The organism is Novosphingobium sp. 11B (genome assembly GCF_054589055.1).
The window spans coordinates 112,029-125,999 of the sequence record NZ_BAAILP010000323.1; the positions used below are offsets into that span (position 1 = coordinate 112,029).

The window sequence follows — 13,971 nt, forward strand, 5'->3', positions numbered from 1 at the left end:
GCGATTTGAGTAAGAGACCCCGCCGGAAAAGCGCCTATTCTCGACCGCCATGCACTGCGGTTTTCATTTCCGAAACTGGGACATGTACGAACATGACGTAATCGCGGGAGCGCCGGCCATGGGCAACGGGCTCGAGATTACTGGAAGGTTGGTTGCCCCCCGCTAGATGAAGAACGGGCTCACGATTTTGGACCGGGCCCAGCATCAGATGGAGGACAACCGTGGACCAGCATATAGGACTCGATGTTTCCCTGAAAGACACTTCGATTTCGGTTCGTCAGGATGGCAAGCGCGTTTGGCGTGGCAAGTGCCCGTCGGATCCGAAGCTACTCGCGGAAGTGATCCGCAAACGCGCGCCGAATGCAAAGCGCGTGGTGTTCGAGACAGGGCCTCTTTCGGTTTGGTTTTTTCATGCGCTGACTGCGGAGGGTTTGCCAGCGATCTGCATAGACGCTCGCCATGCCAAGGCAGCTCTCGACATGGCTGCGAACAAGACCGACGCGAACGACGCTGACGGTCTGGCGCATTTGGCCGAGGTAGGTTTCTTTCGGGAGATCCGCGTCAAAGGCTTCGACAGCATGCTGATGAGAACGCTGATTGCAGCACGACGCCAACTTATGAAGATGCGGGTGCAGATGTCGAACCAGATCCGCGGGCTGATGAAGACGTTCGGTCTCGTAATACCCAAAGGCGCAGGCAGCGTCTTTGAGCGCAACGTCGTTACGCTTCTGGGAGGCGAAGACAATTTGGCGCGCATCATCCTACCACTGCTTAAGGCCTGGGGCGATATTCGGCTTCGCGTGGCGGAGTTGACCAAGCAGCTGGTTGTTATGGCCGGCACGGATCAACGCTGTCGCCTACTCACCTCAGTACCTGGCGTGGGTACGGTCACTGCCACGGCCTTTGCAGCAGCAGTGGAGGATTCGATCAACTTCAAGAACTCGCGCGCGGTGGGCGCCTGGGTCGGGCTGACCCCGAAGCGATATCAGTCAGGCGAGGTTGACTATGAAGGTCACATCTCGCGTCGTGGAGACGCTAAGCTACGCACGTTGTTGTACGAGGCGGCCTCGGTAATTTTGAACAGGTCGTCAGAGACCAGCGCGTTGCGAACATGGGCACTCGCGCTGAAGGAGCGTTTGGGATTCAAGCGGGCTGCTGTCGCCCTTGCGCGCAAACTGGCGGTAATCATGCACTCGATGCTGAAGACGGGCGAGCTGTTTGATCCAAATGCCGGGGCCACTCCCCGGCCTGACCAATAGGAAGAGGGACGCCAGAACCAGCATCATCTATCGTTTCCTCAGTTAGCGCCCGTTCGGGGCGTGCCGAGCCGTCCCTGCCGGGACGCGGTTGGGATCATTCCGCGAAGCGGGAAGCAACTGCCTCTTATGAGCAGATTGCGTCACGAACATAGGAAGATCTCGGCTACGGAACCCATCCTGCGGCGATCAAATTTGTATCGACCGCGTAGACGACCCTGTACCCGGCACACGCGGCGCATCTTTATGAACGATCGATACGTTGGACTTGACCGAGGGGCGATTAGACGACCCGCTGCGCGGGATTGGCCTATGACCTTGATGTCGTGCGGGCCACGCCTGCGATGCGCCTGACTTGAGCGCAGGCGAGCGCAGGCAGACTCTATCGGCTCCTTCAACTGAGGAGTCGAACAATGAACACTACCGTGATGACGCCGCCCCGGACCCTGCGCGAGCGCATGGTCGAAGATATGGACCTGCGCCACCTGTCGCGTGCCACGCAGCGCAACTACCTGCGAGACGTAGAGCGGTTCGCTACATGGCTGGGCCGTCCTCCCGACACGGCCAGCGGAGAAGATCTGCGCCAGTTTCAGCTGGATCAGCGGGAGGCAGGGCTTGGTGGGCCAACGTTGAACAGCATCGTATCGGCGCTGCGCTTCTTCTACACGCATACGATTGATCGTCCGGACCTGACCCGCAAGCTCTACCGGGTAAAGCATCCCCGATCCTTGCCCACGGTGCTCAGCCGCGAAGAAGTGACGCGGATGTTGGGGGCGACGACCAGCCTCAAGCATCAGGCAATCCTGTCCGTCGCGTATGGCGCAGGCCTGCGCGCGTCAGAGGTATCCAAGCTCAGGGTCAGGGATGTTGATGGCGAGCGCATGCTGCTCCGGGTGGAATGCGGCAAAGGCGGCGGGCATCGCAATGCCATGCTCCCGAAGGACCTGCTGTATCTCCTGCGCGCGTGGTGGAAGGAAGGACGGGACCAGGGCGTCATGCACCGCGATGGCTGGCTGTTCCCGGGACAGCATTACCTCAAGCCCATATGTTATCGCCAGATACATCGTATCGCGGCCGAGGCAGCACGTGCTGCCGGCATCACGAAGCGGGTCGGGCCGCATACCCTGCGGCATAGCTTTGCCACCCACCTGCTTGAAGACGGCATCGATATCCGCATTATCCAGGCGTTGCTCGGACACGGCAAGTTGAACACCACGGCGCTCTATACCCAGGTGGCCACCCGCACCTTGAGAAACGTCGTCAGTCCACTCGACAAGCTGGCCGTGCTTCCGGCCCCTCGACCTCAGGCATCGCCAGACGGCTGAGGCGTGCGCACCGACCATGAGGTCGCCGACATCTTCCGCGCTGCTGGGCCGGCCTATCGGGCGGCCCACATCGGCCATCTGAGCCTGATACAGCTCAAGGTGATGACCGCGATCGAGAACTGCCGCACCGCTGCCTTGGGCGGTCATGTCGAGACCTGCGAGGACTGCGGGCACTGGCGCATCGCCTACAACAGTTGCCGCAACCGGCACTGCCCCAAGTGCCAGGGTGCGGCAGCGCGCACCTGGCTGGCGGAACGCGAGGCCGATCTGCTGCCAGTGGGCTACTTCCACGTCGTCTTCACGCTACCAGCGCAGATCGCCGAGATCGCCTTCCACAACAAGGCGCTGCTCTACGACCTGCTGTTCCGCACTGCGTCCGAAACCATGTTGACGATCGCGGCCGATCCCAAACATCTCGGCGCGCGCATCGGCATCACCGCGGTGTTGCACACGTGGGGTTCGTCCATGACGCACCACCCGCATGTTCACATGGTCGTGCCGGGTGGAGGCCTGGCCTCAGACGGGACGCGCTGGATATCCTCGCGTCCCGCCTTCCTTCTGCCAGTTCGGGTTCTGGGCAAGCTGTTCCGCCGGCTGTTCCTTACCCGGCTGACCCAGCTCCACGACAGCGGCAAGCTGGCCTTCTTCGGAACGCTCCTGCCGCTGAGCGATCGCCGGGCGTTCCAGCGTCATATCGCTCCGGTCCGCAAGAAGCGCTGGGTGGTCTACGCCAAGCCGCCGTTCGCAGGACCCGAGGCCGTCTTGGCCTATCTGTCGCGCTATACGCACCGGGTTGCCATATCGAACCGGCGGATACTGGCCTTCGATGGCGCCAACGTCACCTTGCGCTACAAGGATTACCGCCGCGATGGAGCCGATCGCCAGCGCGTCATGGCCCTCCCGGTCGACGAGTTCATCCGGCGCTTCCTGACCCATGTCCTACCGCGCGGCTTCCACCGCATCCGGCACTACGGCATGCTTGCTGGCGCATACCGAAAGGCCAACCTGGCCCTTGCTCGCGATCTGCTCAACGTTGCGCCCGAGCCTGAAGATCTCAGTGAGCAAGAACCGGCGGACCTGCGCCCACCATGCCCGTGTTGCGGCGGTCGCATGATTATTATCGAGACCTTTGAACGCTGGCGGCAACCGCGCGCGCCACCGGGAAAGCTTCTACCGATCCGGGAAACCGTGTCATGACCCGGCATGGCTCGACTGCCATCCCTCCCGCAAAACCTGAGTTGCGGGACACGAGCGCACTCGCGCCCACCGCCACTTGCCGCGAGAAGAGTCGCCTGGCGCCGAATAAAAGTCCCTCAGGAACGTCACCGATCACGATCGCCTTGCATCAATGGCGGCCCAATACCCGAGCCGACAACGATGCCCGGAAGGCTCCAGACCGCGCCGAAGCTGAAACCCCCATAGCTCATCTCTGAACCATCCGCGGGTCGTACATGTCCGGGTTTACGTACGCCTGACGGCGCCCGAAACCCTTCGACTTTCCAGAATGGCAGCTTACCCGAACAAGTTTAGCTAAAGCCGACATTCGCAACACACGAGCTATCATTTTTGCGCCGGTATCGGTGTGGGCTTAGAGTTGTTCGTGGAGCCCGCACTTGGCTATTAGTGCCGCCCGAAAACGTTAAGCGGACCGGGAATTCAGCGGATTGCACGCCCCCGCCCGAATTCCCGACACTCGCAGCCTTTAGCTGCCGCTCCCGCCTAGCCAATTAATAAAGCGACGCAGCCAGTTCGGCCTCGCAACTGCCTCAGTGACCAATACACTGACCTCTGCCTCAGGCGTCTGAGCTTCGGCTACAACCTGCGATTCCGGCTCAGTGCCGTAATAGCGTGCCTTGGCGCGCCGGTCGCGCTTTCGCTCCGCATCGACCTGCCTTTCCGACCAAGGTGGTGCCGCGATTACTCTATTCTCGCGGATAACGTAATGGGATCGGCACGGCAGCGTCCAGCTCCCGACTGATGGATGAAGCGAGATTGTCTCGCCATTATACCTGATGTTCCAATCGGTCGGCGTAAGCGGTGTCACGATCTCCTCGCCACAGCCGCAGCAACAGCTGTGCGCCACGCTTCCGTATTCTATCGATACGTATAGGATGCCCGGCTCCAATGGTTCCGGAAACGCCTCTACGAACCGATGTTCAAGACAGTCGTACCGCATTATGACTGGTCTTCGTTAAGCAGCATGTTGCCATCCAGCGTGTAGGTCGAGTGGTGCTCACACTCGAGATCGCAGTAGAAGCCGCACAGCTTTTTCCACCTGATAACCGCAAGCACAGCATTGAGGGCGTTGAGATCGGCAACCTGAATATTCGACGCATAAAGATCCGCCGCGCCGCCTCCCGCAAGCGGAATCCGCTGCACCGAATCCGCCTTCGCCCGTTGTTCCGGGGTGCTCGTTGTCACCCTAAGAACGCCCGCCAACCCGGCTTCACCCAGTTCAAGTCCCATGCCGATGTCGATGAAAGCGACACCAAGCTGGCTAAGCCGTTCGACGATCGCAGCCTTTGCCTCTCCGGCATCAAGGCTGAGAAATGCGAAGTCGATCCCTTCCAGCGAGTTGAGGTTGGCGCTGGTGACGGCATGGGGTACCGCCACGATGCCACGGTGCATCCGCTCATAAATACGCTTGTAGTAGTCGACTTTGAGCGGAGCATCCCGAAGTTCTTCTAAGCTGGGAGCTCCAGGCGCCCGGAATGCGTTGTGCTGCAGGAACTCGTCGGCATCGAACAGGCGGATTTCCATCACAGGGGTCTTTGCCACCATGTCGAGAATATAGCTGCCAGAGCCACCGAGGCCGATGATAGCGACCCTCATCCCGGAGAAACGCGCGGTTAGCGCGCCGATCCCAACCCGATCCGATGCCGTTTCCACATAGTTGAAGACGCAATCGGCGTCCTCTTCGTCGTCAAGTGCACGATAGCTTCGCGCAGTCGCAGTCTCGTTGATTACCGCAGCAGGACCCGCAATGATCGACGCATAGGTCGTCATCTTGTGATAATAGTCGCTATACCCCTCGGCCGGCTTGCTGGAGAAGGCATGCTTGGCCGTGAGCCCATTTCCAAACTGAAAATGATGAGTTTGGTGTGCGATGGCCGCGATGGAAGTGCCGTCTGCATGGCACGGATATTCACCGTCGAAGTGAATGACATGGGTATCCGGCGGCCGAGTCTGATCACCAGCCAGCGCCAAGCTGGAAATGAGGGTGCCTCTGCGGACCGAACGGTCCGCAGCGACGTATGGAACTTCGCGCATCACGAGAAACCCCCCGATCACCTGCACGAAATAGCCTTCTTCGCGCAGCCGCGCGAGGTCGGAGTTACGACTGAACAGTGCGCGTGACATTGAAAACGCTCCCCTTCTTGACTTCAATCGTGCCGCCTGCCCCGAGCTCGCCTGCGTGGGGCTTCGAAGCCGCCTTGCGGTAGGTCATGGAGAAAACGACATTCGGATCGTGCGTGCCCGGAAAGGCGAGCGCTACAATCTGCTCGAACGAAACATTGGCATGGGGAACCGTGCGCTTGCGCGTATTGACGATGATCTCGATCTCCAAGGGCGGCAGCGCTGCGGTGAAGAAGCGCTCAATGCCAGGCTCATTGAGATCGACCAGGTCATGCGCCCCGATCAGCCGATCGGTGCCGCCACGAACCTGGAGATAGACCCCTTCGCCCTCACCGGGCTTGGCGAGTTGTGCTAGGGCGTGCCCGCTGATGCTCGGCTTACCCCACCTGATCTCGTCGTCGTTGACTTCGAGCTTGAAGTCGCGATCCGTGAGAAACGCAACGAACTGCTCGGCTCCTTTGCCCCGCAGGTCAAATTGCTCATCGAGACGAACGTCTTCGAAGTCGCCCGAAGCGAGGATCGCGAAGAGGCTGTATCCGCGACGTTCGAGCCCAGCAGCTTCCAAGATCTGGTTGCCGACAGGGATGGGGTCCGGGATCAGCAGAGGCTGGAATTCGAGATTGTCCTGCGCGAAGAGAATGCGGTAGGCGGCCGCGGGACGGAGCGGGCGGTCGCTCCGAATGGCGTCACCGACGTCATCGAAGTCGCCATGGTCGTTGGTAGTCATTGTCGGAAATCCTTTCGTTCTGGGCCGATTTAACCGGCTACGAAAGGTCAATCGGGGTCGCATCGGCGAACCGGAAAGGCAGCGTCAAAAAACTTTAGACAGGCTGCCTGGAGGGATTTCACCGCACACGAAGAACGCAGGACAGCGCGGGCACACGCGCTGCGTCGGCTTAGATGGGAACTGTCCCGCGCGGATGTCCTCCATCACATCTGCCGGAGCGCTGCGCCGACTGCCCAGCACCTTTGACGAGAGTGAGAAAGGCCTGACGATGCCACTGGAAAGATGCACAATTTAGATGGCGGACGAGGGATGATTGTCCGCAACCGCGAGCAGAGCAATTGCAGCGCCGAGATCTTGGGTATCAGCCTTGCGGTGCACGCCGGTTCGCACCCGCTGAAACTTCCTCATCCCCAGAGCGTCCCTCAGGACGTCATCCAGCGCAAATACGATCTGATCGGATCCGACGGCCAACACCAAGGCGGACGGAGCCTCGGCTACATGGGCGGCGCGCAAGGTCCTGAAACTCTGCACCAGTTTCTTTGCAACTTCACGGAGTTCGACGAAGCTCCCCGCGTTCGCCGCATAAAGGAATAGATGATCGCGAGCTCTCGATGTCGCCACGTAGAAAAGTCATTCCCCCTCCTCGGCATCGCCAGCGCGCAGTGTTCCCTTACATCACCCGAGACCGCGGCAATGACCCCATCGGGCGGAACGCATTGTGGCGCCTTCGCAGGTCCTGGCAACGTGTCGCCGTTCAGTCCGGGCAGGTGAACGCAATCGAACTCAAGCCCCTTCGATCCGTGGATCGTCACCAGTCGGACAGCATTCAGCCCCTGCGCGGCTGCCGGAAGCTGCCGAATATCCGGTCATCGCCGATCGCCACAAGGCGACGGATGCGGTCGAGGAAGCGCAGTACCGGTTGACCAGACGCCGGCGCGCAATGACGAGCTCGCAACATCAACGCACAGCCTGGCTCAGGGCGCATTGCCAATGTCCACTCGGGAGATAAGGCCGGCGATCGGCTGGTGAACCCAATATTCCCTGCAGGGCCGGCCAAACAGTGCATCCAGTGCCTCGCCATAAAGTGTCACCTGACCAGCGAAACTGCGCAGGCGATCTTCGTCGACCTCAAGAGATCCGGGGAAGGACTTATGGTCGATAATGACAAAGCCTTCATCGTCTTCGAGCAAAAGGTCAATCCAGCCCGTGACGACCTGCTCGCCGCGTAGTGCATAGACCGGCCATTCGCGCCGCGGCCGCGCCGCGGGAAACTGCGTCTGCAGAAAATTGGCGAGACGGTCCGAGGCCGTCACAAGATCCGCCGGTTTAAACTGCGTTACGGCCCATCGATCGAGCAGGCTCTTGGCTGTTTCAGAGCGCCATTGCGCCTCCGCCCGATGGTCGTCACACGCCATAAACCGATGGCTCGCCTCGCCGAGGGCCGTAATGTCGGGATCGCCTATAAGTGCAAGGCGGTCGCCCAGCCGGTGCTGGTGCCCGATCCTAACCGCCCCGGTCGCAAATGCGGCACTTGGCCGAATATAGAATGGCAAATGGACGACCGATTCCTGGCGGGGTGGCGCATAGTCCAGGCTGATTGTCCGGGGTGGCTCGAACAACGGGTCCGGCTGGGCGCTTAGCGGGATGGATACGCCCCCTACAATGCAGGCGTCGGGCGATATTGAAACAAGGGAAGCGTCTTGCGCTGTCCGAAGCTCATCGAGCCACTCCGTTCCGGCCGCAAGCGCCAAACACAGGTGATCGCGCGCGCGGGTCATGCCGACATAGAGCAGACGGGTTCGCTCGTGGCGTTCGGCCACAACCGCGTCGATGCCCTGCTGCGAATTGTCGGCCGCGTCATAAAGCGCGATGTCCTTCGATTGGGCGCCATAGGGGCGGGGCCAAAACCGAAGGCGGCGACCGGCCAGCGGATCGGTAGGGTCAGTCTGTCCATCCGTCTCGACATGCAGGTCGAAGGGACTGCCTTTCACCTTGTCGTCGAGGTCTGTCAGGACACAGATCGGCCATTCAAGCCCTTTGGCCTGGTGATAGTTGAGGATGTGGATGCTATCGGGATGGCGGCTCTGCGGCTGGCTCGCCTTGTCCAGCCTCGCAAGCCATGTGCACGCGCCCGCCAAGGTTGCCGCCTGCCGTTCCGATCTTCGCTCGTCCTGATAACGAACGAGCAAGCCACGCAAGGCTTCGATATTGGCGGAGCGATTCTGGGCTATGCCCCAGCGCAGGGTCGCGGACTGAAAACCAGGGATATGGATGATCGCATCGAGCATCTCCGCAGGCGTAAGCTGCGCGGCGCTCTCCCGTAGCGCGTTGAGTGACTCGGCAAAGGGCATTTCCGCCGCGAAGGCCTCGCGCTTGTCGGGCGTGAAAGACGCTTCAAGCCATGACGCGTCCGCAGCGGTTAGGCGCATGATTTCGGCGCCCGCCAGCGTGTCGGAGGGATCCGAAACCCAACGTAGCGCAGCGGTCATCAGCTCGACCTCAGGCTGGTCGAGCAGGCCATCACGACCGACGGTGACCTTGAGACCCTTGGCTATCATGGCCAAAGCGAGCTCCAGGACCTGGCTGTTGTTGCGGCACAGTAGCGCAATATCCCCGCCGCGCGCAGCGCGGGTCGCGGCATGGCCCTTGTCTTGTACCGGCCATGCCTCGCTACGCGCGAGAAGGCCCGCTACGCGCGCGGCCAGCAACGCCACCCGTTCCCCCTTGTTCTTCCCGCCCATTGCCCAGACTGACAGCGCCGAAGCTCCAGCCTCGGCCGCGGGACGGGCGAAGCGATTGAAACAGATTTCTTCCCGGGTCATGCCAAGGGCCAGAAAATTGGGTTCGAAGGCGGCATTGACGAAGGCGCCGATGTCCGGCCTGCTGCGCCAGGATGTCTGTAGAAAATTGAGCTCGCCTGCGGTGGTGGCACAAAGCTCCTTTGCTGCCGCCTGCGTCAGATCGGGATCGGCGCCGCGAAACCCATAAATGGATTGCTTGGGATCGCCGACCCACAGATTCTTTGGTGATATCTGTGCGAGGGCAGTGAAAATAGCGATCTGAACGGGACTGGAATCCTGATATTCGTCAACAAAGACCGCCCCGATCCGTTCGCGCAAGGCATCATGGTTGGCGGGGTTGCGCAGGATATCCACTGCGAGCATTTCCTGATCGATGAAATCGACCAGCCCGCGCTCAAGCTTGTAAGCGGAGTAAGCGTCCATGCAGGCTGCGGCGCACGCGAAGATCGCGGTGATGAAGCCTGCAATGTCGTCGCGAAGCCTGGGATGCGCAGAATGCGCTGTTGCAGCCGCCATAACATCGGCGAACAGATGGGCCTCGCCCTTGACCTTGCCCAATTTACTGAGCTTTGCCCAAGCTGACCAGGCGATCGGCTCGCGGCGGGAAAGGGCGGGCAAGAGCTCCTCAATGGTACCGAGATCGTCCTGGCTGCCTTTCTTCAGGCCCTCTCGCCCAGGCGATTGAGCCTGCCAGCACTGCTCGACCGCGACGCGCAAGGCTTCATCCAGCGCTTCGGCGCCCACGCCGTCTTCCCGCGAGGGAAGGAGGGCGAGCAGCGTATCGACCGAATGTCTGGCCGACGGCGCGAGGTCGTTTTGCGCAATGCCGTTCGAGCGCGACCTGTCGACGATCAGGCGGACATAGTCCTGCCAGCCCTTCTTCTCGACCCCTCCTATCGTCCGACTTTGCGCATCCATGCCGATGTTGGCGGCGAGCGGCCTGATCACATCCGAATGATGCGCCAACGCCTCGCCGATCGACCGTGCGAACACGGCTTTCTGCTGCTCGTCGGGAATGATCTCGGCTACCGGCGAACGTCCAAGGGTAAAGGCGAACTCCTCGATCAGGCCACCGCAAACGCTGTTAACCGTACCAATTCTCGCCGCCAGCATGGCGGCAGCCAAGTCCGGTCGACCCTGTCGGATCAGCTTTTCCCGAATGCGCCCGCGCAGCTCGGCTGCCGCCCGTTTGGTGAAGGTCGTAACCAGCAGCCGCTGTGGCGCAAGACCGCCGACAAGTTCGTTGGTCACGCGATCGACGAGCGTGGTCGTCTTGCCGGTTCCTGCCGAGGCGATAATCGTGTCGACGCGGTGCCCGGTCCAGTCGAAAAGTGTCATCAGCCCAATCCTCTCTGCCGACACAGCCTCGCATAATCGCAATATCTGCAATTGGCTTCGCGTTCGATCTCCAATGGCGCTCCGAGCACATCTTCGTGGCCCTCGACGCCGCGAGCGATGAGCGTGCCGTCGGCGGCAAGCGCAGTCAGCCGACGCCAATCGCGAAGGACGCCGTCCCAGATGTCGGGCAGGCTGCGGACGCCCGCAACGGACCGGCCGATCAAGCCCGAGCTTGCGAGCGTCGCAAACTGGGCCTGGTTGAGCAGAAAATAGCCGGCCCGGTAAGGGGCGCCATCGGCATAGACCGCGCCATAAGTCGCGAGCTGGACAGCTGCTCCTGACCGCAGTTCATCAAGGCGGCCCTTGGCATAGCCCGTCCATTTGAGGTCGATGATCACGACCTCGCCATGTCTGTCCCTCGCTACAAGATCGATAGCGCCGCGCACCGAAAGCGCATCTTCGAAATCTCGGCTGATCTGGAGTTCGGTTCCTTCGACCTCCAGTCCATTGTCCTGTAAAGTCTGCGCCAGGGCGGCAAGGGCTTTCGGAAGTCGGCTGCGGGCTTCCGACAGTTCCGTTGCGAGAGCGGGATGACGTAGCGGGGCTGCTAGCCTGTCTATGAACATGTCGAGACGCTCGATCGCCATCGCTGCGACGGCATCGGGCGGAGGCGAAGCGCCGGGCGTGAATATGTCGCGCGCGAGGGCATGCGCCAGATTGCCGATGAGGCGTTTTGCGTCAGGTATCGAACGGACATGGCCAGCGCGCACCCTCGCGACATGCCTGAGCGCCCATTTCAGCGGACATGCCAAAAGATTTTCGAATGCTGTCGCAGATTGCGTCCGCTCAGCGAGGAGGGTCGGGTAGCCGGCCGGCGTCCGCCATTGCGGCTGGGGCGCTGGCACCGAAGAGACTTCCACGGGCACGCGATGGATTTCGCTTCCGGCGAGTGTGAGGCTGTCTTGGGACAGCGCGTCCTCAAGACGGATATGGGTCGTGAGCCGGTCTAGTGCGGGCGCGAGGCGATGCACGAGCGGATGCATGGCGTCTTCAGATGCTTCCTCCGGCCCGGCCGAGATCAAGAGGATGCGCTCACACGCCTGGAGAATGGCGCGATCCCATGCCGCGCTCGCAACGCGTCCGGCTCGGCCCTCGTCTGCGACGGGGACCCCGGCATGTTCAAGTTCATGCCGTTCCGCAGCCGACCATGGTTGACGGCCTGCTCCTTCGCTCGTTGCCGAGAAATTCCACCAGACGAGCGTGTCAGCCGGGGCCCAGACCGCGCCGGGATGTGCAACCGAATGCCATTGCGAGGCTTCGGCGATGGCCTCGGGATTGGTCTCGCCGATCGAGAGCGTTTCATCAATGATGCGGTCGACAAGGTTCCGCCCGATGAAGGGGCGCTCAAGCGCCACCAGAGCATCGCGCACTTCTTCAGCGAGGCGGGCCGTTGCGTGCAGAAGGGGATCCTGCGCAATACTGTACCGCGCTCGGGCCCAGTCGCGGGTGCGATCGCAGATCGCAAGCGCCTGTTCGACCGGAATGCCTTGTCGGGGATGCGCTAGCTGTGGGTCCGCCCAGGCCCGCCACGTCTCAATGCGCCGCGTTGCCTTGGCGATCGCTGCATCATCGTCTCCGGCCGCCGCGACTTCCGCTGCCTCGATGGTTTCCCAGGCCGTGACCCATGCTGCGCTTCCGCGACCGGGGGCTTCCTCAAGCGCATGCGCCAGATGCCGCGCGGCGCGAGGGGGGATCGGCGAAGCTGCAAGAACGAGTAGCTCCATCAGTGCCTCGGCATCGAACGGTGACCAGATCGCCTTGAACCCCAGCAGCAGGAGCTGCAGCGAACCGCGATGACCAGATGCCGCGCTGCGCCCGATCCGCGGCTGGCCCGCGAGAGCCAACGCTTCGTCAAGCAGATGGGTATTCCCGCCTTGCGCGATGAGCAAAGCGCAGGCAGAGCCCCGCGCCCTGAGCCACTGGGCCGTGACTTCAGCGGCCAGCAGCGCGCTGGATGCGTGTGCGATCGTAATCGTGCCATCTGCTTCGCCGCTGACCTCGTTGTCTTCGACCATCCATCGTTGCAGAGCGCCGAGCGCGGTGTGCGCCGGCGCCGCCGGCGTCGTGGCGAGCTCCTCGACGATGACGCCACTCGCAGCGATTGCGTCGATCAGGCGGCCCCAGCCAGGAGGCAATTCCGGTCGCGGATCGATGAGGCGAATTCGGCCGACAGGCAGCTGCGGTCCATCGGCGAGCCGGACGCAGAGCTGGGAGAGGCGATCGGCAATTCCGGGAGGCACGCGACCTGGCGTCTGCTCGAGGCGCGCAAGATCAGCGAGCCGCAGTGCGTTCCAGACGCCGCTTCCGCTCCATCCCGCATCCACAAGCTCGTCACGCCAGCGCAGGATTGTCCGGCTAGTGGCCCAAGGATCGACCGCGAACGACGATGCCCAAAATGGCGGCGCCCCTTCCAGTCGCTGGAGCTTTGCCTGGATCGAGGCAAGACGGACCACCTGGGACGCTCTGGGAGATCCGAGGCCCAAAGCGGTCTCCAGTATATCGAGAAGGCCCTGCGGTCCCACGACAGGCACGCCAAGCCCGCCCGTCGATCCGCCGCCATGGCTTGGAAAGGCACCGGGATCGGCATGGATGCCGAAAATGATGTCCATTGTCAGCATGATGCCTCCACCCGCCCTATCGCATGCAACAACCAGCCTGCCACGGCAGGGGATGGCACGGGAAGATGGTACAACATAGCGATTCGTTCCATTTTGGTGTGCATTCATGCGGCTTGGCGGGTCCCGGAAGCATGACAACCGTAAGCGCCGACGGAACCCGGCCTTGTGCGGATTGGGGTGGGCGTGAATTTCGCGGGGCAGATGGAGGCCTTGCGAGTGGATATCGAGCAGTCAAACGAGCCTCGTATGAGCGCACGCCGAGATGGCGGAGCGGTCGTTCGAGTGGAACGGCGCCGGCACTGGAGCGACGAAGAGAAGCTGGCGATCCTGAAGGAGACCACTCAGCCGGGTGCCATCATGGCCGTGGTCGCGCGTCGGTACGGGATCGGGACCGGTCAGCTTTACACTTGGCGTAAGCAATTGCTCCGCGGCGCGATGGCCGGGTTCGTGCCGGTTGAGTTGGCCGCCGAGCCGCAGGGGACAGCACCT

At 61.8% G+C, this 13,971-nt stretch carries 11 protein-coding genes; 5 read left to right on the forward strand and 6 right to left on the reverse strand.

The features are described 5' to 3' along the window. Nucleotides 1-221: 221 nt before the first annotated feature. The 3 genes from ACYPYD_RS26965 (at nt 222) to ACYPYD_RS26975 (ending at nt 3,778) form a co-directional block, all read left to right on the forward strand. Nucleotides 222-1,259: an IS110 family RNA-guided transposase gene (locus tag ACYPYD_RS26965; protein ID WP_459666834.1), complete on the forward strand. Its 1,038-nt coding sequence runs from the start codon at nt 222-224 to the stop codon at nt 1,257-1,259. A gap of 410 nt (nt 1,260-1,669) precedes the next feature. Next, a complete protein-coding gene (locus tag ACYPYD_RS26970) occupies nt 1,670-2,581 on the forward strand; it encodes a tyrosine-type recombinase/integrase (RefSeq protein WP_459666836.1) in 912 nt (303 codons plus the stop codon). A gap of 3 nt (nt 2,582-2,584) precedes the next feature. After that, on the forward strand, nt 2,585-3,778 hold the full coding sequence (locus ACYPYD_RS26975; RefSeq protein WP_459666838.1) for an IS91 family transposase: 1,194 nt from the start codon (nt 2,585-2,587) through the stop codon (nt 3,776-3,778). A gap of 505 nt (nt 3,779-4,283) precedes the next feature. On the opposite strand, the gene ACYPYD_RS26980 is transcribed toward ACYPYD_RS26975, so the two are convergent. The 3 genes from ACYPYD_RS26980 to ACYPYD_RS26990 are packed head-to-tail and all read right to left on the reverse strand — an operon-like array spanning nt 4,284 to nt 6,665. Next, on the reverse strand, nt 4,284-4,757 hold the full coding sequence (locus ACYPYD_RS26980; protein ID WP_459666840.1) for a DUF6527 family protein: 474 nt from the start codon (nt 4,755-4,757) through the stop codon (nt 4,284-4,286). Continuing rightward, nucleotides 4,757-5,941 (reverse strand): ThiF family adenylyltransferase, encoded by a 1,185-nt coding sequence (locus tag ACYPYD_RS26985; RefSeq protein ID WP_459666842.1) that lies wholly within the window; start codon nt 5,939-5,941, stop codon nt 4,757-4,759. The genes ACYPYD_RS26980 and ACYPYD_RS26985 overlap by 1 nt, the downstream gene beginning before the upstream one ends. Then, a complete protein-coding gene (locus ACYPYD_RS26990) occupies nt 5,916-6,665 on the reverse strand; it encodes a multiubiquitin domain-containing protein (protein WP_459666843.1) in 750 nt (249 codons plus the stop codon). Before ACYPYD_RS26990 ends, ACYPYD_RS26985 begins: the two co-directional genes overlap by 26 nt. Before the next feature lie 309 nt (nt 6,666-6,974). Here ACYPYD_RS26990 and ACYPYD_RS26995 point away from each other — a divergent pair, with 309 nt between their 5' ends. Further along, entirely contained in the window at nt 6,975-7,259 is a 285-nt protein-coding gene (locus ACYPYD_RS26995; protein ID WP_459666845.1) for a hypothetical protein, read from the forward strand. On the opposite strand, the gene ACYPYD_RS27000 is transcribed toward ACYPYD_RS26995, so the two are convergent. The 3 genes from ACYPYD_RS27000 to ACYPYD_RS27010 form a co-directional block, all read right to left on the reverse strand. Further along, entirely contained in the window at nt 7,160-7,525 is a 366-nt protein-coding gene (locus ACYPYD_RS27000; protein WP_459666864.1) for a 3'-5' exonuclease, read from the reverse strand. The two genes, ACYPYD_RS26995 and ACYPYD_RS27000, sit on opposite strands and share 100 nt — an antisense overlap. Nucleotides 7,526-7,639: 114 nt before the next feature. Continuing rightward, nucleotides 7,640-10,804 carry a UvrD-helicase domain-containing protein gene (locus ACYPYD_RS27005; RefSeq protein WP_459666847.1) on the reverse strand — a complete coding sequence of 1,055 codons (3,165 nt, stop codon included), beginning with the start codon at nt 10,802-10,804 and terminating at the stop codon, nt 7,640-7,642. Then, nucleotides 10,804-13,473 carry a RecB family exonuclease gene (locus ACYPYD_RS27010; protein WP_459666849.1) on the reverse strand — a complete coding sequence of 890 codons (2,670 nt, stop codon included), beginning with the start codon at nt 13,471-13,473 and terminating at the stop codon, nt 10,804-10,806. Before ACYPYD_RS27010 ends, ACYPYD_RS27005 begins: the two co-directional genes overlap by 1 nt. Before the next feature lie 225 nt (nt 13,474-13,698). Between ACYPYD_RS27010 and ACYPYD_RS27015 the strand changes: the two genes are divergently transcribed. Then, the coding region (locus tag ACYPYD_RS27015) for a transposase (RefSeq protein ID WP_459666850.1) at nt 13,699-13,971 on the forward strand (273 nt) is incomplete at its 3' end.

Coding starts and splice junctions, on each gene's coding strand:
- ACYPYD_RS27010 (WP_459666849.1), bottom strand. CDS start 13,473: ATGGACATCATTTTCGGCATCCATGCCGATCCCGGTGCCTTTCCAAGC.
- ACYPYD_RS26970 (WP_459666836.1), top strand. CDS start 1,670: ATGAACACTACCGTGATGACGCCGCCCCGGACCCTGCGCGAGCGCATG.
- ACYPYD_RS26990 (WP_459666843.1), bottom strand. CDS start 6,665: ATGACTACCAACGACCATGGCGACTTCGATGACGTCGGTGACGCCATT.
- ACYPYD_RS26985 (WP_459666842.1), bottom strand. CDS start 5,941: ATGTCACGCGCACTGTTCAGTCGTAACTCCGACCTCGCGCGGCTGCGC.
- ACYPYD_RS26995 (WP_459666845.1), top strand. CDS start 6,975: ATGATTGTCCGCAACCGCGAGCAGAGCAATTGCAGCGCCGAGATCTTG.
- ACYPYD_RS26980 (WP_459666840.1), bottom strand. CDS start 4,757: ATGCGGTACGACTGTCTTGAACATCGGTTCGTAGAGGCGTTTCCGGAA.
- ACYPYD_RS27005 (WP_459666847.1), bottom strand. CDS start 10,804: ATGACACTTTTCGACTGGACCGGGCACCGCGTCGACACGATTATCGCC.